General features: G+C 56.3%; 17 protein-coding genes and 1 pseudogene. 11 read left to right on the top strand and 7 right to left on the bottom strand.

What is annotated here, in order from left to right; translation table 11 throughout:
• Positions 1–52: 52 nt before the first annotated feature.
• Positions 53–1,015, bottom strand: coding sequence for a GNAT family N-acetyltransferase (locus DNI29_RS15785; protein ID WP_110979084.1), 963 nt, complete (start codon positions 1,013–1,015; stop codon positions 53–55).
• Positions 1,016–1,135: 120 nt separating this feature from the next.
• On the opposite strand from DNI29_RS15785, the gene DNI29_RS15780 reads away from it, so the two are divergent.
• The 8 genes and pseudogenes from DNI29_RS15780 to DNI29_RS25350 all read left to right on the top strand — a co-directional run.
• A complete protein-coding gene (locus DNI29_RS15780) occupies positions 1,136–3,019 on the top strand; it encodes a hypothetical protein (RefSeq protein ID WP_110979083.1) in 1,884 nt (627 codons plus the stop codon).
• A gap of 95 nt (positions 3,020–3,114) precedes the next feature.
• Positions 3,115–3,474, top strand: a complete 360-nt coding sequence (locus DNI29_RS15775) for an ADP-ribosylation/crystallin J1 (protein WP_110979082.1) — start codon at positions 3,115–3,117, stop codon at positions 3,472–3,474.
• A gap of 183 nt (positions 3,475–3,657) precedes the next feature.
• The gene (locus tag DNI29_RS15770) at positions 3,658–5,505 is read left to right on the top strand and encodes an ABC transporter ATP-binding protein (RefSeq protein ID WP_110979081.1); all 1,848 of its coding nucleotides are present in this window, start codon (positions 3,658–3,660) and stop codon (positions 5,503–5,505) included.
• 288 nt (positions 5,506–5,793) lie between these two features.
• Positions 5,794–6,234 carry a hypothetical protein gene (locus DNI29_RS15765; protein ID WP_110979080.1) on the top strand — a complete coding sequence of 147 codons (441 nt, stop codon included), beginning with the start codon at positions 5,794–5,796 and terminating at the stop codon, positions 6,232–6,234.
• A gap of 12 nt (positions 6,235–6,246) precedes the next feature.
• Positions 6,247–6,834 carry a D-sedoheptulose 7-phosphate isomerase gene (gene lpcA, locus DNI29_RS15760; RefSeq protein WP_110979079.1) on the top strand — a complete coding sequence of 196 codons (588 nt, stop codon included), beginning with the start codon at positions 6,247–6,249 and terminating at the stop codon, positions 6,832–6,834.
• A 170-nt stretch (positions 6,835–7,004) separates the two neighbouring features.
• On the top strand, positions 7,005–8,543 hold the full coding sequence (locus DNI29_RS15755) for a YifB family Mg chelatase-like AAA ATPase (RefSeq protein ID WP_110979078.1): 1,539 nt from the start codon (positions 7,005–7,007) through the stop codon (positions 8,541–8,543).
• A gap of 144 nt (positions 8,544–8,687) precedes the next feature.
• Positions 8,688–9,722, top strand: coding sequence for a quinone-dependent dihydroorotate dehydrogenase (locus DNI29_RS15750; RefSeq protein ID WP_110979077.1), 1,035 nt, complete (start codon positions 8,688–8,690; stop codon positions 9,720–9,722).
• Positions 9,723–9,800: 78 nt separating this feature from the next.
• Positions 9,801–9,905 (top strand): annotated as a pseudogene (locus DNI29_RS25350) (30S ribosomal protein THX); the annotation flags it as partial.
• Positions 9,906–9,965: 60 nt separating this feature from the next.
• On the opposite strand, the gene DNI29_RS15740 reads toward DNI29_RS25350, so the two are convergent.
• Positions 9,966–11,063 carry an acyloxyacyl hydrolase gene (locus tag DNI29_RS15740; RefSeq protein WP_110979076.1) on the bottom strand — a complete coding sequence of 366 codons (1,098 nt, stop codon included), beginning with the start codon at positions 11,061–11,063 and terminating at the stop codon, positions 9,966–9,968.
• 275 nt (positions 11,064–11,338) lie between these two features.
• Between DNI29_RS15740 and DNI29_RS15735 the strand changes: the two genes are divergently transcribed.
• The 3 genes from DNI29_RS15735 (at position 11,339) to DNI29_RS15725 (ending at position 13,771) form a co-directional block, all read left to right on the top strand.
• Positions 11,339–12,088 carry a porin family protein gene (locus DNI29_RS15735; protein WP_110979075.1) on the top strand — a complete coding sequence of 250 codons (750 nt, stop codon included), beginning with the start codon at positions 11,339–11,341 and terminating at the stop codon, positions 12,086–12,088.
• 264 nt (positions 12,089–12,352) lie between these two features.
• Complete coding sequence (locus DNI29_RS15730; protein ID WP_110979074.1) at positions 12,353–13,057, top strand: porin family protein; 705 nt, start codon at positions 12,353–12,355, stop codon at positions 13,055–13,057.
• A gap of 111 nt (positions 13,058–13,168) precedes the next feature.
• Positions 13,169–13,771: a porin family protein gene (locus DNI29_RS15725; RefSeq protein ID WP_110979073.1), complete on the top strand. Its 603-nt coding sequence runs from the start codon at positions 13,169–13,171 to the stop codon at positions 13,769–13,771.
• A gap of 108 nt (positions 13,772–13,879) precedes the next feature.
• Here DNI29_RS15725 and DNI29_RS15720 read toward each other — a convergent pair whose 3' ends face one another.
• The 5 genes from DNI29_RS15720 to prmA form a co-directional block, all read right to left on the bottom strand.
• Positions 13,880–15,241, bottom strand: coding sequence for a dipeptidase (locus tag DNI29_RS15720; protein WP_110979072.1), 1,362 nt, complete (start codon positions 15,239–15,241; stop codon positions 13,880–13,882).
• Positions 15,242–15,339: 98 nt separating this feature from the next.
• Entirely contained in the window at positions 15,340–15,879 is a 540-nt protein-coding gene (locus DNI29_RS24185; RefSeq protein ID WP_123823278.1) for a hypothetical protein, read from the bottom strand.
• A gap of 11 nt (positions 15,880–15,890) precedes the next feature.
• On the bottom strand, positions 15,891–16,532 hold the full coding sequence (gene plsY, locus DNI29_RS15715) for a glycerol-3-phosphate 1-O-acyltransferase PlsY (RefSeq protein WP_110979071.1): 642 nt from the start codon (positions 16,530–16,532) through the stop codon (positions 15,891–15,893).
• 189 nt (positions 16,533–16,721) lie between these two features.
• On the bottom strand, positions 16,722–21,926 hold the full coding sequence (locus tag DNI29_RS15710) for a DUF2059 domain-containing protein (RefSeq protein WP_123823277.1): 5,205 nt from the start codon (positions 21,924–21,926) through the stop codon (positions 16,722–16,724).
• Between the two features lie 248 nt (positions 21,927–22,174).
• A complete protein-coding gene (prmA, locus tag DNI29_RS15705) occupies positions 22,175–23,011 on the bottom strand; it encodes a 50S ribosomal protein L11 methyltransferase (protein WP_110979116.1) in 837 nt (278 codons plus the stop codon).
• Positions 23,012–23,079 lie beyond the last annotated feature (68 nt).

Below are 23,079 nucleotides of genomic sequence, written 5' to 3'. Positions count from 1 at the left end.
TCGGAGGTAGCGGCCGAGGCAGCAGTAGCAGAAGAATCGGTGGAAGGGGGCGTCAGCGCATCCATTTCAGATACCAAGGGCGTTGGGTGAACGATAAGGCCGCGTAGGGTACGGGCTCGGCCCCGAAATTGGCGAAAAAACGGGCAATTGACGGTATCATGCCGCCTTCAAAATCCAGAATCAGTCCAGGCGTACCCGCATGACGCTGAATCACGTCGTCGAGTAAGAGCAATGGAGCTGCTGCCTTTTTCCCTTCCAAAGAAGCCGCCGCAAACAGATAAATCAACCGCGTACGGTAGCGCACAAACAGTGCCCCAGCTAGTAGCACCTCCGTGCCAGGCTCTCGAACCTCCAGAATTTCCAGCATCTGGCGCTCCTGCATAACGGTTACAAGGCGGCGCAGCTTAGTGTAGTGTTGATGCCGCAAGCCGGCTTCCGGGCCTTTGGTTTCCTGAAACAGCCGCAGCAGAGGTTCCGCCGCGCCAACTTTCTGAACTACCAGGGGGGTAGGGACCGCTCCGTTGAGGCGCAGGCGGCGGCGGTAATCGGGAGCGTAAGCAGCCTGAAGCTGCTCGTAAGGTTTTGTCAGGGGCAGATGGTAGGTTTGGCGTTTGTCAACTACAATGCCCGAGGCTGGTTGCAGCGCGGAAGAATACGCTACTTCATTCCCATCGTTGAGTTGAGTATAGAAGCGGGGGTAGCGCGGCAGCAGCCTCACTGCATCCAGTATCTGCAAGACTGACTCACCATACTCATCGCGTGTCAGGAGGCCCAGTTGCTGGGTGAAAGGAGGCTGATAGATTTCCTTACCCCAGGGCCGGCGCTTTGCGGGTAGCGGCCACACAGCTAGGTAACGGCCGGTGCCTTCCTCTAGCACTACCAGTGCATCCCAGCGGCCGGCTGTAGCCTGCAGCCACCACGAGCAGGCATAGGGCACCACCTGCCGGGCCGAACCAACGCAAGCATCCCAGGCGGCAAGGTCAATTTCAGGGTAGCGGAGCAAACGCGTGGGCATAGGGCAAAGGTACTGCAGCGTAACTTGCGGCGTTATACCCCGTGCTACCGCGTCCAATGCTGCGCAAACTCCGTAGGTTTGCCCACCCGAGCGCCAGCCCCGGCGTAAACGGCTCTGCTTATGAGAAAATCCTACCTTCTACTCCTGGCATTTACCGGCCTGCTGGCTACCTCCGCGGCGGCCCAGGACACCCCTACCCGCCCCACCGATGGCAAAGGCACCTGGCTCGATTACTCGGGGGCGCCCAAGCCCTACCGGCCCGCCGCCTGGAACCTAGACTCCGATGAGCCGGCTAAATCTACAATGGGTACTACTTATGTACCCTTGGATGCCGACGTGTACCGGCTGATTGACCGCTATGCCATTCTGCACGGCGCCGATTCATTGGTGCGACTGCACACAGGTATCCGGCCTTACACCCGCGCCGATGTAGCCCGGTTGGCCGAGCGTATGCTGCAAGACTCTACTGCCGGCCTCTCGCGCCAAGACCGTTTCAACATCCGCTACCTGCTGCGCGACAATTGGCACGATGCCCGCCTAGATTCAGCTACCAATCTGCGCGAGCAACCCATTCTCAAGTACTTCTACGAGCGCCGCTCCGACCTCTATAGCGTTGAAACGCCCGATTTCTCGCTGCGCGTGAATCCGGTGTTGGCCCTGAGCTTAGGCAACTCCGATGGCAGCAAGAGCTACAGCTTCCTGAACACGCGCGGCGTGCAGGTAGAAGGCACTATTGATAAGCGCCTGGGCTTCTACACCTTCTTGGCCGATAACCAGATGGCCGTGCCACTCTACGTGCAGGAACGTATAGCTCGCGACAGTGCCGTGGCACATGAGGGGTTCTGGAAGCCGTTTAAGAACACGCCCGGCCAGTATGATTTTCTCTCGGCACGCGGCTACCTCTCGTATGCGGCCGGCAAGCACGTAAGCCTGCAGCTGGGCCACGACCGAAACCAGATCGGTAACGGCTACCGCAGCCTGATTTTGTCGGATTACGCGGCGCCCTACCTCTTCCTGAAGATCAACACCCGCATCTGGAAGTTTCACTACCAGAACCTATTTGCCCAGATGGTGGCCGATAACCCGGCCCTTGACCGGGACTACCAGCGCAAGTACTTAGCCTTCCATCACCTGAGCTTCGATATCAAGCCTAACCTGAACGTAGGCGTGTTCGAAAGTGTGATGTATAGCGGCTATCAAACGGTGACCGACTATGTAGGACCCAATAAAACTCCGGAAAACCGAGAGCGTCGCCGCGGGTTGGAGCTACAGTACCTGAACCCCATCATCTTCTACCGGGCGGTGGAGCAGAGTGCCGGCTCCGAGGACAACGCCTTGCTTGGGGCTGACTTTAAGTGGAATATCCGGAACCGGGTGCAGCTCTACGGCCAACTGATTCTGGATGAGTTTGTGCTGAGCGAAATTCGGAATGGCAACGGCTGGTGGGCCAACAAGCAGGCTGTGCAGCTGGGAGCTAAATACCTCAACGTGGCAGGTATCCGCAATTTCGACCTGCAGGGCGAGTTCAATTTCATCCGTCCTTTCACTTACCAGCATGAGGACCGCTTTCGCGCTTACCAGCACGCGGCTCAGCCCCTGGCCCACCCCATGGGTGCCAACCTGTGGGAACTGATTGGCATTGCCAGCTATCAGCCCCTACCCCGCCTGAATATGGTAGCCAAAGGTTTCCTGGTGAAGCAGGGCCTCGACCCGGCCGGGTCTAACTCCGCTCCTACCAACTACGGCAACAACGTGCTGCGCTCCTACAACACTCGCCCCACTGAGTATGGCTACAAAGTAGGCGCTGGCCTCACCTCCTATCTCTTCCACGGCGACCTGACCGGTACCTGGCAAGCCGCCCACAACCTCTGGCTCGATGGCAAGCTGGTGTACCGGCACCGCACCTTCGACGGACCCGTAGCCCCCAACTTCACCGCCGACGGTGGTGTGCTGGCTTCCGTGGCCCTACGCTGGAACATTGCCCAGCGCCTGCATGAGTTTTAATTTTTAAGGTGATAAAGTGATGTGATGATAAAATCACGGAAAAACTGCCCCATTCACCTCATCACAGTTCACGTCCATCACTTCACCCCAACAGAATGCGCCACGAGCCAGCAGCCAGGCTACTCTACCGCCCCGTAAACCAAGCCGAACTAGACCTGATTGCGGCTTCGGGTTGGCTGGCGTTTCCGCCGCGTCTGCCGGAGCAGCCTATCTTTTATCCGGTCCTGAATGAACAGTACGCTGCCCAAATTGCCCGCGACTGGAACGTACCTTACTATGGCGTAGGCTATGTACTCCGCTTTGCTGTAGAAGCTGACTACGCCGACCAGTTTCCGGTGCAGAATGTCGGCGGCCGGGAACATGACGAACTGTGGGTTCCGGCGGAAGAATTGGCTGAATTCAACCAGCACATCATAGGCCAAATTGAGGTAGTGGGCGTGTTCAAAGCCGAATAAGATTTTCGTCCTTGACTTGAGGTAACTCGCACAAAAGCCCTGCTCCGGAAATGGAGACAGGGCTTTTGGCTTTTCAAGGGGTAGGGTATTGAGTCGCCACTGGCGGTAGGCCTCCCGCCGCAGGAGGCCATCTGGCTCTGCACCGTTTGGAGCCACACTGAATGCCATACCTTTGTCTTTCCGATGAAGACCTACCTCCGAATTCTGCAGTACGCCCGGCCGTGGGCCGTATTTCTGCCTCAATACCTGCTGTACACCGTGCTGACTATCATTTTCAGCATTGCCAACTTCACCCTCATCATTCCGCTGCTGAAGGTGCTGTTTGACAAGACTGGCACCGTTGAAATGCAGGCTCCTGACCGTATTCCTGCCTTTCGGCCTACCATCCAGTGGGTGACGGACACCTTCAACTATTTCTTCGCCGATGTGCTGGCCGACCGGGGCAAGCTGGGCGCCTTGGCTTTTGTGTGCCTGGTGGTGGTAGGCTCGGTGCTGCTCAGCAACGTGTTTCGCTACCTGAGTTTGCGGCTGCTGGCCAAAGTGCGCGCCCGCGTCATTCGGAACCTGCGCCGCGACTTGTACCACCGCATTATTGGGCTACAGCTGGGCTTTTTCAGCGGGGAGCGGAAAGGCGACCTGATGTCGCGCTTTACCTCAGATGTGCAGGAGGTGGAAACTTCCGTGGTAAATACGATGACGGCCGTTATCAAAGAGCCGCTGACTATTATTGCCTACTTCGCAGTGCTATTTCACATTTCGCTGCCACTAACCTTGTTCACGCTAATTCTGCTGCCTATTTCGGGCGGCATTATTGCCACGGTAGCCAAGCGCCTGCGCACCCAGGCCAAGCAAAGCCAGAGTACGCTGGGCACTATGCTGTCGGTGATTGACGAAACCCTGGGTGGTATACGGGTTATTAAGGCGTTTAATGCCCAGGACTACATCAAAGGCAAATTTGAAGACCAGAACGACCGGTACGCCCGCACTTCCCGCGCTATCGACAACACCCGCGACCTAGCCTCGCCGTTTTCGGAGTTTGCCGGTGTTTCGGTGGTAGCCGGCTTGCTGTACTTCGGTGGCACACTGATTCTGGGCGGACAGTCGGACCTGAACGGAGAAACGTTTATCGGCTACGTGATTCTGTTTTCGCAGGTACTCACGCCGGCTAAGGCCCTATCATCCTCCTTTGGCAACATTCAGCGCGGACTGGTGGCCGGTGAGCGGGTGCTGAGCATTATCGATACCGAGCCGCTGATTCGGGACAAGCCAGAAGCGCGGGTCCTACCCCCTTTCGAGCAGCAAATCGAGCTGCGTAACCTGCAGTTCAGCTACGGCGACACGCCCGTGCTGCAGGATATCAACCTGACAATTCCGAAGGGAAAAACTGTGGCGCTGGTAGGCCCCAGCGGTGGTGGCAAAAGCACCCTAGCCGACTTGCTACCCCGCTTCTACGACCCAACAGGCGGTCAGCTCCTCATCGACGGCCAAGACGTGCGCGACTGCACTATTCACTCCGTGCGCGACCAGATGGGCATCGTAACTCAGGAAAGCATCCTGTTCAACGACACCATTTTCAACAACATTCGCTTCAATACCCAAGCCACCGAGCAGGAGGTGATGGAAGCGGCCCGTATTGCCAACGCCCACGACTTCATCATGGCCTCGCCAGAGGGCTACCAGACGGTAATTGGTGACCGGGGCAGCCGGCTTTCCGGGGGGCAGCGGCAGCGCCTGAGCATTGCCCGCGCTATTCTGCGCAACCCTCCCATTCTAATTCTGGACGAGGCCACCTCGGCCCTCGACACGGAAAGCGAGAAACTAGTGCAGGAAGCCCTGACGCGCCTCATGCAGAACCGCACCTCCCTGGTAATTGCCCACCGCCTCAGTACTGTGCAGCACGCCGATGAAATTATTGTGCTCCAGCACGGTCGCATTGTGGAGCGAGGCACCCACGAGCAGCTCCAACGCCGCGAAGGGGGCCTCTACCAGCGCCTAAGCCTAATGCAAACCAGCAACGCAGCCTTGGTATAGCTAAGGAATACAGGATTGCAAAACAGAATGGGACATCTGAAGCAGCACTGCTTCGGATGTCCCATTCTGTTTTGCAATGGAAACCGTTCCTTCCCTGCCACTTACCCACCAAGCTCCTACCCCCTTTCGGGTGAAAAAGCCGACGCAGAAATGCGCCTGCCAGTTGCTGGCGTCGGCAAGCTGAACCGCAGGCCCTATTTCCATCGTGGAAAGCCTATATTTAGTCCGTGAATTGGGCTGCTCCGTATGAGGGCTAGTTCTGTACTCCACCACAACCTGCAACTACTCATGCTCGCTCTCAAACGTCTGGTTACAATTTTGGTGATGGTATTCCTGCTGTTAGCGCTGCTGGTACTGCTGTTGCCCTCGGTGCGCGCCAGCTTTGTAGGCATGGCCGGCACCCCGGAAGCCCTCTACTTTGCCTTACTCATTGCGGCCGTAATTCTGCTAGGACTGCAGCTCATCACTGAAAACCTGGATAGCGTTCTGCTGCGCCGCGAAGTGACGGCCCGCGACGCGAAAATTAATGAGCTGAAAGCCCGCCTCTATGACTACCAGATGGAGCAACGGACTACTGCCGAGCGGGCCCCTGGTGCCCCCCGTACCGGCACCACTACCTACCCCGATGGGGAGCCCCGCTCTGGTTATTCCTCTGCTGACCCTGGCCTGAGCAATGCCCCGCGCCCTACCCCCCTCTCACCGCCCGATGCTCCGAACCGGCCAGCCTAGTATCTTTGAGGCGTGACTCAACTCCCGCTTTCTGACCTCATTCGGGCCGAACTGACCGAAGCGCAGTCGGTGCTCGACCGTTTTCTGCAAGACCCCGCCAACCTCCAGGCCATTGAACAGGCAGCCCGCCTGATGGCTGCTTCCCTGGACCAGGGCGGTAAAATCCTGACTTGCGGCAACGGCGGCTCCCTCTGCGACGCCCAGCATTTCGCCGAAGAACTAACCGGCCGCTACCGCCAAGACCGACGGGCCCTGGCTGCCATTGCCCTCACCGAAGCTTCGCACATGAGCTGCGTGGCCAATGACTTTGGCTACGACCGGGTATTCAGTCGTTTCGTGGAAGCCCTGGGCCGCCCCAATGATGTACTGCTAGCCATCAGCACCAGCGGCAACTCGCCCAACGTGTTGCTGGCTGCCGAAGCCGCCCGCGCTGCCGGTATGCAGGTAGTTAGCCTCACCGGCAAGGACGGCGGTAAGCTAGCTTGTCTCAGCGACGTGGAAATCCGGGCTCCTCACTCCGGCTACGCCGACCGGATTCAGGAAATCCACATCAAGGCCATTCATATCATGATTATGCTCATTGAGCAGTTGGTGAAGTAACACTCAGCAGCTTTAGAATAGACCAGGGCCTCATGGGTCTGCTCGCGTTGCCTTCCTCATACTCAAGGGGGTAGGGCACGGGCGGAACTGTGAGGCCCTGCGGCATTTTATAGGACGCTAGCCGGCGGAGCATTATCTTCACCGACCTTTTATTTAGCTTACTCTATTCTATGCTTACCAAGGCCTACGGCTCGGCCGTTCAGGGAGTTAACGCCAATACCATCACCATTGAAGTTGTAGTATCGCAGGGCACGGGGTTCTTCGTGGTGGGCCTGCCTGATAACGCTATCAAGGAAAGTCAGCAGCGGGTAGAAGCGGCCCTCAAGTTCCGGGGCTACCGTATGCCGCGTACCAAAGTGGTGGTGAACATGGCGCCCGCCGATATCCGCAAGGAAGGCTCAGCCTACGATTTGCCTATTGGCCTTGGTATTCTGCATGCCTCCCAACAGCTCACAACGGAGCGCTTGGGAGAGTACATCATCATGGGTGAGTTGGCGCTGGATGGCGAGCTGCGCCCGATTCGGGGAGTGCTACCCATTGCTATTCAGGCCCGCAAAGAGGGGTTTAAGGGCTTTATCTTGCCCCGCGGCAATGCTCAGGAGGCGGCCATTGTGAACAACCTCGACGTAATTCCGGTGGACACCATGCAGGAAGCCGTCGATTTTCTGGAGGGCCGGCTGGAAATTACGCCTGTAACAGTGGATACGCGCAACGTATTTCAGCACACCGCCAACCAGTACGCCGCCGATTTTGCCGATGTGCAGGGCCAGGAGAACATCAAACGGGCCTTGGAAATTGCGGCGGCCGGCGGCCACAACGTCATTATGATTGGCCCACCGGGTGCTGGCAAAACCATGTTGGCCAAGCGTCTGCCCAGCATCTTACCCCCGCTAAACATGCAGGAGGCGCTGGAAACCACCAAAATCCACTCGGTGGCGGGCAAGCTGGGCGCCAATGCTTCTTTGCTGAATACTCGCCCATTCCGCTCCCCGCACCACACTATTTCCGATGTAGCGTTAGTAGGTGGCGGAGGTAATCCGCAGCCTGGAGAAATATCACTGGCTCACAATGGCGTGCTGTTCCTCGATGAATTGCCGGAGTTTAAGCGCACGGTGTTGGAAGTGATGCGCCAGCCGCTGGAAGAGCGCCGCGTGACCATCTCAAGGGCTAAAATCAGCATAGATTTCCCAGCGAATTTTATGCTCATCGCCTCGATGAACCCGTGCCCCTGTGGGTACTATAATCACCCGGAAAAAGAGTGCGTGTGCGGACCGGGGGTAGTGCAGCGCTACCTGAATAAAGTGAGCGGACCATTGCTGGACCGCATCGACCTGCACGTAGAGGTTACACCCGTTACCTTCGACCAAATGACGGAAAGACGACGAGCCGAGGACAGCCGCTCGATTCAGGAGCGGGTAGAGAAGGCCCGGCAGCGCCAGGCCGAGCGGTTCCGAGAGTTTCCGGACATCCACTCCAACGCCATGATGCCCTCTCAGATGGTGAAGGACATTTGTCGGGTTGATGCGGCAGGGCTGGCCCTACTCAAAACGGCTATGGAACGCCTCGGCCTCTCGGCCCGCGCCTACGACCGAATTCTCAAAGTAGCCCGCACCATTGCTGACCTGGCTGGCACCGACGACATCCAGCTTCCACATCTGGCCGAAGCCATCCAGTACCGCAGCCTCGACCGGGAAGGCTGGGCGGGGTAGCGCAAGGGTGGTGGTTAAGTAGCTGCCAGCAGTAGTCGTCCGGCTAGTGTTGCCAAGTAGCTCTAGCGGGGCTAACCGCTAAAGCTAACTAAACCCCACTTTACCAGCTACTCATTCACAATCTCTCGCCACCTTTGTGGTACCATGTATAAAGCGCTGCTCAAACCGCTCTTCTTTCGGCTCGATGCGGAGGAAGCTCACCATCTGGTATTCAACAACCTGAAGCGGGCCCACCGCCTGCCGGGCGCGGCCGCCTTGCTGCGCAGCCTCTATGACTACCAGCACCCGAGCCTGGAGCGGGAAGTATTTGGGCTTCCTTTCCGCAATCCAGTAGGCATTGCCGCCGGGTTCGATAAAAACGCGGAGCTGACGGATGAGCTGGCGGCCCTGGGCTTTGGCTTTGTGGAAATAGGAACCGTTACGCCCCGGCCCCAGGCTGGCAACCCCCAGCCGCGCCTGTTCCGCCTGCCGCAGGACGAGGCCCTAGTAAACCGAATGGGCTTCAATAACCAAGGCGCCGAAGCGGCTGCTGCCCGCTTGCGCAAGCGCAGCAACCGGGACCTGATTATTGGGGGCAACATTGGTAAGAACAAGGACACGCCCAATGAGCTGGCGGCCCAGGACTACGTGGCCTGTGTAGAGGCCTTGCACGAGGTAGTAGATTACTTCGTGGTGAACGTATCATCGCCGAATACCCCTAACCTGCGGCAGCTGCAGGAGCGCGAACCCCTAATTGCCTTGCTGCAGCAGGTGCAGGAGCGCAACCAGACCCTGCCCACCCCGCGCCCCTTACTGCTTAAAATTGCTCCTGACCTCACCGACTCCCAGCTCGATGACATTTTGCTGATTGCCCGGGAAGCCGAGCTGAGCGGGCTGGTAGCTACCAATACTACCATCAGCCGGGCCGGGCTTACTACCCCCGAGGCGCAGGTAAATGCCCTAGGGGCAGGTGGCCTGAGTGGGCGGCCTCTGCGCCAGCGAGCCACGGAGGTAATTCGCTACCTCAGCCGCCAGAGCCGGGGTCAGATGCCCATTATCGGCGTAGGCGGCATTCACTCAGCCCAGGATGCCCAGGAGAAGCTAGCCGCCGGCGCTGCATTGGTTCAGCTGTACTCGGGTTTCATTTACGAAGGGCCTGCTCTAGTAAAGCAAATCAACCGTACTCTAGCAGTTTCCTGATACAATCAGCCTGTTGCTTCAGCGTAAAAAACGGCTAGTTTTCACCTTCTAACCGTACGTAGCACCACGGGTAAAGGCGACATCAAAACTAAGCGCGGCAAGCGCAACAACGACAGCTTTGGCGTGCATCGTAAAAAGAAACAAGCCACCAAAAGCACCGCTAAGCCTTCCGACAAAAAGTAACTTCTGAAGCCCTGGGCGCCTGCTCAGGGCTTTTTTCTGCGAGCCAGCCAAGCGCCCTACCTAGAGCTTTACGCCCAATCGGCACTCAATCACATCGGCGGCGCCGCGGTGCACCTTTAGGTCCACGTTGCCGAATAGGCGCTCGGTGAAGTGATATTTCAGCCCAAGTCGCTCGTAGTAGAACTTGTTGGACTTGTAAGGATTATAGAGGTAGAAACCCAGGTGCGACACGAAAGCCAGCCGACCGAACAGCAGCTCGTGCCCCACGTACACGCCGGCCTTCTTCACGTCGGGTAAGTTGTCATCTACGCGGGCAGTATCGCGCAACTGGGCCTGCAGGCTACGGTCGTAGAAGCCCTCCACACCCGCCACTAGGGTACTTTTCCGATTCAGGCGCCTGCCCACCGCCAGTGTTACCGAGTTGACGAGGTAACGCCGCGAATCGGTTTCGTTGCGCTGCTTCCAGCCCACCGAGGAGCTCAGGTTCAGGAAGGTGTGGCCTACATCGGCGGGCAACGGTTCCGGCGGAGTATTAAGGGGGCGCACGGGGCGCTGCTGGTGGTAGTTAAGGCCTAGCAGCACGGTTGGCAGGTTAATGCCGAAATTGGGCTTGGTGGTAGCACCGTTGGAGTAATGGTTCAGCCCTACCCCCACCAGCAGCCCCAAGTGCTCAGTCAAGGCCACATCGTACTCCAGCCGGGTTTGAATGGTGGCGTTGAGCCGAGAGCTGATGATGGTGTTCTTGTGGTTAGTATCCTGGTCATATCGGCTGGGGAAGTATCCTACCCCTGTCCCGATACGAAAGCTAACTTCTTGGCGGTGAGTCCGCCAAAAGGCTTTATTGATGTACGCAGTGGCTGCGTATGATTTGCCCAGCACTGGATTGTGGTAATCGTAATACACGAGGGCCAAACCTACTTTGGGGTAGCGGTACCAAGCATGCCAGGGCTCAGAGCCGTTGGTTTGCCGTTGCATATTTAGCTCGAAACCAGTGGGATGCGAAACGGCCAGGTGCTTTACGGCCGGCGTGTGCGCAATAATGAAGCTCCCCTGCGCGTAGGCTCCCACCACCAGCGGGCTAGGCCCCAGTGCCTGCGCACTTCCTACCCCCGGGCTCGCCAGCAACGCAGCCAGCAGCAGTCCGTCCCGAATTCTCATAAAATGCAGCTTTCAAAGGCCGGCCTAAAGTACTAAAACCGGCTGTGCTTCCCGGAAACTTAGCGAAGAAGCCGGGCCGGTAAGATGCTTCTACTGTTGGCGTTTGCTGGAAACGAACAAGTTATCCTTTCTTTATTTCTAAAGAAAAGCCCGCTCGTCCGCAACCTTGGGGAGCGAATTTGCGCTAATAGGCCCAGAAATCCACACTGCGCGTGGTAGTTGCGTCTGACATTGTGTTGTTGACCGCGTCCCCTAACTCCTTCTCCTCTTTTGTTATGAAAAAACTTGCAGCCCTCTCGCTTGCACTCGTATCAGCCGCTTCTGTTGCTCAGGCACAGGATGCCGGTGGCTTCCGTATCGGCGTAAAAGTTGGCGGAACCTACTCTAATATTTCCGGCGACAACGTAAGCCAAATCACTGGTCCCGGCTACAGCACCGACCTCGGCGACTACAAACTGGGCTACAACGCCGGCATCGGGCTGAGCATTCCGCTGAGCAGCGACGGATTCTTCTCCTTCGCGCCGGAACTGCTTTATAACCGCAAAGGCTACGAAATCCAATCGAAGCAAAACGGCAATTTCCCTGCTGGTTCTAACATTGAGAGCATAGAAGTGGAGCAAAAGCGTGTGTTGCACTACTTAGATGTGCCGCTGCTCGCTAAAATCAACGCAGGAGGCTTGTTCTTCGAACTAGGCCCGCAGGTAAGCTACCTGTTTGGCTCGAAGAACAAGCAGCAGACGACCACCAAGTTTAGCAACGGCACCAAAGACAAAGTTGATAACGACAGCGGTTTCCGTGACTACACGGGCATCAGCCGTGACGAAGCCTATAAGTCTGACCTAGCGCAGTTTGACATCAGCGGTGTAGCTGGCGTTGGCTATATGACCGATGGCGGTATCAGCCTGGGCCTGCGCTATGCCCGCGGCTTCAACTCTCTGATTGACACGAAAGACCAAGACAACGAGCCGAAAGCGTTCAACAATGCCTTCACTCTGCAACTGGGCTACCTGATTCCGACCAAGTAATCCACTTCAGGTCACCTTCACAAAAGGCTACCTCCGTACATATCGGGGGTAGCCTTTTTGTTTTAGCACCGGCTACCAACATATAAAGTTATACTCTAAAGCACTATGTAATCAGAACTAACCCAAATACATATAACTAAAATTCAACTACTTATTCATCTAAAACTACAAAGACGGGAACTTTTTCAGAAAATCAGGATAAGGCTGGCACACTTTTCGAGCGTAGCCTAACAGTGCAACTTTCCACTCAATCCTATTTGCACCATGAAAAAGACCGTCTTTTTTGCCGCTGCCCTGTTGGGTGTAGCCGCTGTTTCCTCTTCTTCTTACGCCCAGGGCGTGCGTCTGGGTCTGCGCGCCGGCGCCAACTACTCCAACCTAGCTGGCAACATTCGCAACGAGAACACCTTCAATAACAAGTTCGGCTTTATAGGCGGTGTAATGCTCAACGCCGATGTAACCGGCGACGGGTTCTTCTCCATTCAGCCTGAAATCCTCTACTCCCAAAAAGGCTTCGAAAACAAGCCTACTGAATATACCAACACCGTACTGGGGGTAGGCTACACCGAGAAACGGGAAGGCAAGGTGAACTACAACTACCTTGATGTACCTGTGCTGCTGAAGGTGAATGCCGGCGGCCTGATTGTAGAGGCAGGTCCGCAGTACTCCTACCTGCTCAGCGCCAACGATGAAACCCAGATAACCCGCACGCGCCAACCCAACGGCACGCCTCAGGTAACCGAGGTTCAGAATAAAAAGGACGTCAGCGGCTTCAAGCGGAGCGAGTTGGGCTACGTAGCGGGGGTAGGCTACCAAGCCGACAATGGCCTCAGCCTAAACCTACGCTATACCGGCGCCTTCAGCGACTTTGTAAAGAGCGACAATGGCAGCTACTTCAACGGCGACCTAGCCAATGCCCGTCACTCGGCGTTTCAGCTTTCCCTGGGCTACCTGATTCCCAATAAATAAGTACCTGTCTCACCTCAGAAGCTAGGCCCTAGTTGCCCCGTTGTGGGTAGCTGGGGCTTCTTTCTTCTAGATTCACCCTACTTTTGCCCTATCGTTCATATTATCTTCCATATGAAAAAGGCTCTTCTTTCAGCGATGTTGGTGGCTGGCGTAACTGGTTTAGTGCAGGCACAGTCGGTGCGGGTAGGCATCAAGGCGGGAGCTACTTTAGCCAAAATCAACGGCGACGATGTTGTTCAGGATTATAAGAATAAAGTAGGCCTCAACGCCGGCATAATGATGCAGTTTGGGTTAGAGCCGAAAAACTTCATTGCCTTACAACCGGAAATACTGTACTCGCAGAAAGGCGCGCGTACGGAAAATGGGGCAGATGAATCAAAAACCACGCTGCACTATATTGATGTGCCCGTGCTGCTGCGTATTAATGCCGATGGTCCTTTCTTCGAGTTGGGTCCGCAAGTGGGTGTTTTAGCGGGCGTAAAGTACGAACTGAAAGATGGTACCGGCGCTGTGATTGGCAATGATAAAAGCCTCTATAACACAGTGGACTTCGGTGGTGTAGCCGGGGTAGGCTACCAGTTCCGGGGTGGTCCTAGCATTGGTGTCCGCTACAACATGGGCTGGGCTTCCATTTACAAAGACGTGGCTGGCATCAAGACTAAGCAATATAACTCGGCGTTCCAGTTTCAGCTGGGCTATATGATTGGGCAGTAATTCGCTATGCCGCCTAAAAAATATTTAGTGACAAATAACCCACTTGAGCACATAAAAAAGGACCGTTTCTGGCATCAGAAACGGTCCTTTTTTATGTGCTCAAGTGGGTTACTTCGCGGCGGCCGCGTAGTTGCGGTAGAAGTGCGGAATGGTTTCGATGCCTTTCAGAAAGTTGAACACACCATAGTGCTCGTTGGGCGAGTGGATGGCGTCGGAGTCGAGCCCGAAGCCGAGCAGCACTGAATCCAGGCCCAGCTCCGTCTTGAACATGGCCACAATCGGGATGGAGCCACCACCACGAGTCGGGATAGGGCGCTTGCCGAAGGTGGTCTCCATGGCATCGGCTGCAGCTTTGTAGGCCACCGAGTCGGTAGGGGTAACCACCGGCTCGCCACCGTGGTGGGGCTTCACTATTACCGTTACGCCGGCGGGGGCGATGCTTTCGAAGTGCTTCTGGAAGATTTCCGTGATTTCGTCGGAGGTCTGGTGGGGCACTAGGCGCATGGAAATCTTGGCGTAGGCTTTGGAGGCAATTACGGTTTTGGCGCCCTCACCGGTATAGCCACCCCAGATGCCGTTCACGTCTAGCGTAGGCCGGATACCGATGCGCTCCACGGTGGTGTAGCCTTCCTCGCCGTAGGTAGCGGGCAGGCCGATGCTCTGCTTAAATTCCTCGTCGGAGTGGGGCACGCGGTTCAGTTCGGCGCGCTCCTCTTCGCTCAGTACCGCTACCTTGTCGTAGAAGCCGGGAATGGTAATGTGGTTGTTCTCGTCGTGCAGGGAGGCAATCATTTTGCAGAGCACGTTGATGGGGTTGGCCACGGCGCCACCGTAGAGGCCGGAGTGCAGGTCGCGGTTGGGGCCTGTTACTTCTACTTCGTGGTAGCTCAGGCCACGCAGGCCTACCTCAATGCTGGGCTGGTCGTTGGCGAGGATGCCGGTGTCGGAAATCAGGATGACATCGGCCTTGAGCTTCTCGCGGTTGTTGCGCACGAAGATGCTCAGGTTGTTGGAGCCGATTTCTTCCTCGCCCTCAATCATCACCTTCACGTTGCAGGGCACGCCGCCTTCCTGGTTCATTACTTCTAGGGCCTTTACGTGCATATACACTTGGCCTTTGTCGTCGCAGGCGCCGCGTGCGTAAATATTGCCGTCTTTGATAACGGGCTCAAATGGTCCCGAATCCCAGAGTTCGTAGGGGTCGGCGGGCTGCACGTCGTAGTGGCCGTACACGAGTACCGTGGGCAGCGCGGGGTCAATGATTTTCTCGCCGTACACAATGGGGTTGCCGGCCGTGGGGCACAGCTCCACGTTCTGAAGGCCTACTTCTTCAAAACGGGTTTTCAGGTACTCGGCGGCGCGCAGCACGTCGCCATGAAACTTGGGGTCGGCGGATACGGAGGGGATGCGGAGCCAGTCAATCAGCTCACTCAGGAAACGCTCTTGGTTCTGCTCAAGGTAGGAAGCCATGCGGCGGTGGGGTTGGTTGGAAATGTGGGGGTAAAAGTAGTAGGCCTTACACGAACACTATAATTCAGCTAAACTGTTTTCTATACACTGACTGCGTCTTATTCAAAACGCATTGTCAGTAAATTGTAGAACAAGATTTTTCTTTTAGCAGCTACCCTAGGATCTAGTTCGGGTGTAATACAAACCCTTACCTTCTTGGAATTAACGTATTCTACACCGCAAGCCCTCTCAGTTGAAGTGACGCTTCGGGAAAAAGATGAAATAGGGAAAGGGCTAAAGTCTTTGAGCGAATAGCTTCGGCCTAGCATTCCTCTGGGGCCATAAGCAACAAACATATTGACCCCACGTCCCACAGAACCCCAATTGTCCAGTGCTATGATGGAACTACCGTCTGGGGCTACAACTGCACTTGCAGGCGCTTCTTTATTCAGAAGATTTCGCTGCCATTTTAGCGCTACAGCTTTTGCTCTGTTTTCATATACTTTCACATAGCAAGCAGTGGCACGGTTTGCTGGAATGACATCGGCAAAATATGCACGATTAGAGGAATAATAGCGCTTCTTCTGTAGTTCCGGCCACTCGTCGGCGAAGCTGTATAATGATAAACAACACCAAAATAGACATAGGCTAATCTTCATATTGCTGGCTTTTACTTCTTATCCCACGGCATGGGCACGCGGCTTTCAGTGCCGGCGCGCAGGCGGCCAATGTTGGCGCGGTGAGTGTACACGAGCAGAGCGGCCAGCACAAAGCCAAACCAGAGCAGCAACGAGTTATCGGGCTGGAACTGGGGTAGCAGCTGGAGCAGGGCAAACACGATTCCGGCCGTCATGGAGGACAGGGACACGTAGCGCGAAATCAGCAGCACTGTGATGAACACCAGAATGCACACACCTACCGTAGCGGGAGCAATGGCCAGCATCATGCCCAACACGGTGGCCACCCCCTTCCCGCCCCGGAACCCGGCCCAGATGGGGTAAATGTGCCCTACTACCGCCAGTACGCCGCAGGCCAGTTGGTAATACAGTAGCTGATCGGGTAGGATGGCACCTTGGTTGAGCATGACCTGAGCTAGGGAGGTAGCGGCCCACCCTTTGAGCACATCCACGGCCATTACGAAGGAACCGGGCTTCTTGCCCAGCACCCGGAAGGTATTGGTGGCCCCGGAGTTGCCCGACCCATGCTCCCGGATATCGAGCCCGAAAAACGCCCGGCCTACCCATAAAGCCGTTGGGATGGAGCCAATGAGGTAAGCGGCCACCAACAGGCCAAGCACTAAGGGGAGATTCATGGAAGGAGCGGGTAGCAGTTCGTCGATATAGGCAAAGATACGAGCGGAGTAGGGTGATGTTTGTTAAGTTAGATAGGGAGTATAATCTGAGCGGGATGAGCGGAAGCACAGCCGGTCCCCAAGGCCCTATATCCCCTACTCCTCGGTTCAGCAAAAAGCCCCGGCAGAAAATCTGCCGGGGCTTTCAGGTTATTCGTCGCCGAAGGGGTCGTTGGCGTCTTTCTTCTTTTTCTTTTTCGACTCCTTTTTGGGGTCTTCGGCGGGGGCGGTATCAGCAGGAGGGGTGGCTTCTACTGCCTCATCCTTTTTCTTCTTTTTCTTGCCGGTGTCCTCGGCCGGAGCTTCGGTAGGCGCGGGGGCCGTTTCTACGGGCTCGTCTTTCTTCTTCTTTTTCTTGGAAGAGGGTTCTTCCTCCGCCGGAGGGGTAGCATTTGGGTCGGATTGGAGCGCCTCTTCTACCGCGTCTTTCTTCTTCTTTTTCTTTTTGGAGCCTTCCTCCATGAAATCGAAGTTTCCGGTGCTCTGGGGTTGGGTGGTGTTTACTTTCCGTTTGCCACTCTCCTTGAGGTAGTCTTTGCGGAAGTGGTTGAGGAAGGTTTGCACCTCCATGTCGTCGCCGAGGTAGAAGCCGTATTCCGTGGCTGTGTTGTAGTCGCCTTTGGCTTTCAGACCAATGATTTCATCAAAGGAACCATGCTGTGCCTTGGCCAGCACCACATTGTTGGAGTACTTGATGTAGTACCAGGTTTGCGGTTCAGCTTCTAGGTACAGTTCCACGGCGTCGCCGGTGCTTTCCTTCTTGATTTCGATGTAGCCGTCAATCAGGGCGTTGATATCCTTTTTGCCTACGCTCACCAAACCAATTTTCCCTACCGAGTGCCAAGCCTTGAACTTCTCGTTCCAGCGCAGATTCACTTGGTTGAGCACTACCGTGTGCAGGAACTTAGCCGATACCTTCTGGAGCGGCATGTACCCACCCTTGCGGGTGCTATAGTCTTGCACCACTTTGCTGCCCACAAACTCGCCCATTTTGTAGAGCTGTGCTGGCGAGCCATCTAAGGCTTCCGGCGCGCCTTTGGCGTTGGTTGCCAAGTCGGCAGCCATAGCTTCCACAGCTTTATCCGGCAGGTTAATGTCGAAGGCCAGGAAGGTGTTCAGGTCGTAGATGGCGCTATCGGGCTTGGCGTAGCCCAGGCCAGCGGCCGTGAGGGTGTAGTCTTTGTTGGAGTTGATGAGGTTGAGCTTGCCCCGGAAGTCCAGTGCGCCCGTTGAGTCAGTCAGCGTCATCACAGCCCCCTCGTACACATCGGGGTTGGCAGGGTCGTGGCGACTGATGGTGTACTGGCCGCGTTTCTGGTTGAAGCGCAGGTCACCATCTACCTCGAACAAGTTCATATCAGTTACGCCGGGCTTGGTAGCCACAAACAGCGGATACACCTTGCCCGTACCTTCAGAGAGGAACAGGCCTGACAACATCGGCGTACCATCCTCCGCTTTCGGCTCGTTGAGCTTAATGCGGATGCCTTTGGGGTCGATGGTATCCTGCACGGCAAACCAATCGGAGGCCGTCGTTGATTTCACGAAATTCAGCTTGGCCTGCCCATCAAAGGTGAAGCCCTTCTTCTTGGAGTTCATGGTCACGCCACCACGGTAGGCAATGCGCGGAGCCAAGTGAAACTTATCGGTAGCCTGCAGGGTAGCTACGGCAATGGTCGGCGGCGAAGCCAAAGGCTCATCGTCAGCAGGACCGCGCTTCAGCAGGCTTTTCACCCCGCCTTTACCACCTCCGTTTTTACCCAACGAAGCCGTTAGGGTCGCCGCCGAATCGACGTGGAAGTTGCTGAACTTAATGGCGAATGAGTCGGCGGAGGCGTTTTTGTAGTTGTAGAGGGCGTTGCCTGAGAAAGCCAGGCGCGAAAGTACCCGCACCTCACCCTTATACAACTGGTGATAGCGGTGCAGGGTGTCCATCACGATACCAGCGTTCTGGAAGGCACGCATCTCGGCATTGGGCAGGATGTACACTTTACTGGAGTCAGGCGTAATCCAGGCATCGGCAGCGGAAATACGCGGTACGCCGCCGGCTACTAGCCGGTAGCGGCTCAGGTCGTACTGGCCGGTAGCAGCCTGAAACTTGAGGCCTTTCTGCTCGGGCTTGGTGCTGTAGAAGAAGGAGCGCGAAGAGTCGGCGCCGGGGGCCACGCGCAACTGCACCAGCTTCTTCTTGAAGTCCCACTTACCCCCCGAAAGCGTAGTGCGGTACTGCGAGTAGGGCAGCTCAATGCTCGACTTGTTGTCGCCTTCTTCGCGGGCAAAATCCGTGTTGCCGGCCTTCAGATCGTAGGTAAAGTTTACGTTGTTGGCCGTTAGGGCCGGCTTGTTCACTTCAGCCGACTTAATATTTAGAGTGGCCTTTTTGCCGGTGTAGCGGGTAGGCTTGAAGGCAAACTGCGTGGAGCGGATAAACGACTGCGGGCCATCCATACGGCCGTCGCCGTAGAGGCCGCCGGGTGCATAAGTGAGCGTGCCCTTGAAGCCGTTAACGTTGTCATAGAGCTTAAACGACTCGCCCTGGGCCTGGGAGGTCAGGTACATAGAGTCCTGCTTCACGGCCCACTTCATCTGGTAGCCCGGCAACAAGGTTACTTTAGCAAACTCGGTCCCATTAAGCGGCCCTGGCAAAATAGTACCGGTTTTGCCTACCGTCACCACCGAGTCGCGGTAGAACACGAATTGCTCGCTATTAAAGTCGCCGGTTAGGTATTTGATGTTTCCTACCCCCTGGAGACCTTGGTTGTTCATGCGCACCTTGTTGTAGAGGCGACCTTTGCCCCCGTACACCGGAAAGCCCTCTTTCGGGACGTTGTACATGAAACCCAGCGAGCCGTCTTCCTGCATACTGAGCTTGGTCTGGAAATCGGGCATAATGCCGCCCGAAACGAACGTGCCTTTAAAGCCTACTGCTACCCGGTTTTTGTTGTTCAGGGAGTCCAGCTTGAAAGGCGGAATGTCGAAGTACATGGTGGTGTCGTAAGCACCGCCCAGCACTTCAGGCTTATCGAAGTACACGTAAGCACCGGTACTAGCGTCGAAGGTGGGGTAGGCCCCCAGTTTCTTGCGGCCCGACTTATTGTTGGGCGCGTTGATGTAGAGGCGGCCGGCCGAGTTCTTTTTCTTGTTGGTCAGGGTCCAGTCCACATCCTTGCGGGCCCGCATCACGGAGCCCTTCGAGCCTTTGCCCTTTACAATAATGGAGTCAATCTTGACCAGATCAATATAGAAGCCGTCGTAATCAAACTTAAACTCCTTGCCCTTGAACACGAAGGCTGAGGCCACTACCGTACCATTGAACAGTACGCCGCGGTTTTTCTGAATCCGGATGATGCTGGAGTCAGGCTTCACGAACACCGTTACAGAGTCATCGGAGAAGTTAAAGCGGTCCACGCCCCGCACAATCAGGTCGTTGGAGTTTAGGTCGAGGGTAGCGTTTTTTCCTGAGGGCGAAAGGCTCTTGATAGCAATGTGGTCGTAGTCCTTCTTGCCGCGCGAGGAATTAACGTAGTGCAGGGCTTTCGGCAGCAACACTACCTGGTCAGTTTGTGGGTACCATGCCACGTAGCCGTCGCGGGCTAGGCCAGCCACAGCAGTTCGCACGTTATCGGGCTTGAGCTGGCGGAAGATGGCTACCTCCTGAATGGTGAACAGCTTTTTATTGCCATTCTCCATGCTGTAGCCCACCACCATTTGCAGGGGGTGGAGCTTGTTGATGGCCTTGATCTGCTGGTAGCGGGTGTTGGTGTAAAATTCTTTGGACTCGAAGTTGGCGGTTACCTGGTTCTTGGCCGTCAGAATAGAGAAGTCGATGTAGGGCGTGCGCACGGGCCAGGTCAGCAGCTCGGCCGTCACTTCCATCTGGTGGTAGGAGTCGTAGAAGGGCGTTGTTTTGTAGAGGCCACTTTCGCGAGCCAGCTGCAGCACCTGGTTGTTTTTGGTGTAGCGCAACTTTACACCGGGGTGAGTGAGCGAGTCCTGCTTATCCTGGTAGATGGTTACTGCGGCGTGAGCAGCCGTAATGGTAGAGTCGCCCAGTTCATACACCCGCGAGGCTGCCCGGAACTTGGGCTTGCCGTCTACATCCACAATAATGCGCGACAGGGCCCCGTCCAGCGACGATGATAAGGCGCGGTTACCGGACAGCGAGAAGCCCCCAAAGTAGCGGATGTTCTCGCCGATGTTTTTCACCCGCGCGTCGTTGGTATTGGAGATAAAGCGGGGATAGCCGGTGTCGGTGGTAGGGGTTTTGCGCTTCACGCTCCGATAAGCCAGCCAGCCCTGCACGGGTTGCTCCAGCACTGCGGGGTAGGAAAGCGTAACTGGCTGGGCCGTAAACTCTGGTCGGGTTATATCGAAATTATAAGTTGTTAGATCAACGGTAGCGGGGTTGGTGCCCACCTGCCAGGCAAACTGGCCGCCATAGCCCACAAACTGGTTGCGGGTAGGCACCACTGCCCCACTGGTTTTGCGGATATATACCGAGTCGCCGGAGGAAGCCAAGAATAAGTCGGCGTCTTTCAGCACCAGCACTGGGCCCTTGGTAGAAGGCGCAACGTACGTGTTGTAGGAGGGCGCTTGGTCGGCCCAGCCATTGTCGGCGGGCTTAGCGGCAGTACCCGCTGCTTTTTTGGGCGTATCCCAGCCGTTGTCGGAGCCCCAGGGGTCTTCATCACCCCAACCACTGTTTTTCTTGGTGGCTTTGGTGTCCAGCTTCTTGGTAGAAACCGTAGCCGGGGTTGGCGCTACCGGAGCCGCAGGGGCGGGCGGGGCCATAGAGGGCATATCTGTTTCGTTGTAGGCAAAGCTGAAAGTACCGCCTACCACCCGCAGGGTACTGTAGCGCGAGCGGTATAGGAATTTGCCCTCCAGAAACTGCGCGGCGCTAGCCAGAAACTTCTCGGCATCGGCTACCTGCTCTTTCTCCAAGGCTTTGCCCGCTACACTCAGAAACTCCGTCATCTGCTGATCAGAGAAGTTCTGGGTCAGGGTGCCAGCGGCAATGGCCGTGTAAAAGTGCTCGAAGTGGGGTTTGGGCCGGAACTTACGGGCCAGCATATACTGGCTCAGCGACACTATGTAGCGCTGCTGGGTAGCCGTGAGCCGGTTACTAGCCCACACCTGCAGCAGGCGGTTGCCAGTGGCACGAGCTGTACCGCTGTTGGTGCTGGCCATCATGGCTTGCACATCCAGCATAAACTGCTGGGGCTCCGAGCTGAGCTTGCCCGTCCATTTTGGAGGGGCAGCCGCCGTGCCGGCAGGTTGTGGCTTCTGCTGGGCCCAGGCCGGAGCGCTCAATCCCAACAGCAGCGCGCAAACCCACCCAAAAAGAGTACGCTTCATATCAAATTCGTCAAAGCCTAATTATTCGCCTACAATTTCGACAAAACCCCGCACTTTTCGCGCCGGATTTCCCCTCCCCCCGTCACAATCATAAGGCACCCTTTTTTTGTACCATTCTGAGGCTCAAGCAGCTTCAAGGCAGCTACTCCAGGCCCAGGTGCAGGCGGGGCAAAACCTAAAAACGACGCCGCCCGAGCAAAATTGCTGCTCAGGCGGCGGTACGAAATAGCAGGAAGGAACCGAGCTACTTAGGCTGGCTGCCGGAACACGGCCGATACCCAGTGGTTTTGGGTGCGGTGGCTTTCGTAGCGAAAACCGGCTTTTTCAGCGGCCTCCTGAATCAAAGGCAGGTCATCTTCATAAAATCCCGAAAACAGAATGGGGCCGCCAGGCTTAAGGTAGCGGGCGTAGGCGCCCATGTCCTCCAGAAGCACGTTACGGTTGATGTTGGCCAGGATAATATCGAAGGGCTCCTCCCCTTTCAGAGCGGTTACATCGCCGAGGCGCGCTTCCACTTTATCCTGCACGTTGTTTTCAGCAGCATTGTCGGCGGCGTTTTCAGCGGTCCAGGGCTCCACGTCCACGGCCAGTACGTAGTCGGCGCCTAGGTGCACAGCCATTACGGCCAGAATGCCGGTGCCACAGCCCATATCTAGCACGCGCTTGCCCTGGTGGTCGATGCCAAGCTGGTTGGTAATCATGAGGGCGGTGGTATCGTGGTGGCCGGTGCCGAAGGACATGCGCGGCATAATCACGATTTCATACTCCAGGTCGGGGCGCGCCTCATGAAAAGGAGCCCGTACGGATACTTTATCGGCAATAACCAGGGGCTGGAAGTTCTTTTCCCACTCGGCGTTCCAGTTCTGACGGGTAATTACGCGGTGCGAAAACTCTAGCTCACCCAGGGCCTCGTAGCGGCTCATCACCTCGGCCACGGTATCATTAGAGAACTGGTCTTCGTCGATGTAAGCACAGAAGCCTTCGTCATTATCCTCGAAGGTATTGTAGCCTACCTCGGCTAGTTCGGCCACTAAAATATCCGCCAACTCGCGGGGCGCTTGCACGCGCAGTTCAACGTAATCCATCAGATCTGAGCAGTTAGGGTTGAGGTACCGGGCAAACCGGGCCTGCAAAGGTTGCAGGAAAACGCGGG

This window comes from Hymenobacter sediminis (assembly GCF_003231285.1).
In the GTDB taxonomy this organism is placed as follows: Bacteria; Bacteroidota; Bacteroidia; order Cytophagales; family Hymenobacteraceae; genus Hymenobacter; species Hymenobacter sediminis.
Note: the sequence above shows the minus strand (reverse complement) of the source record. Positions and strands in the feature narration are given on the sequence as shown.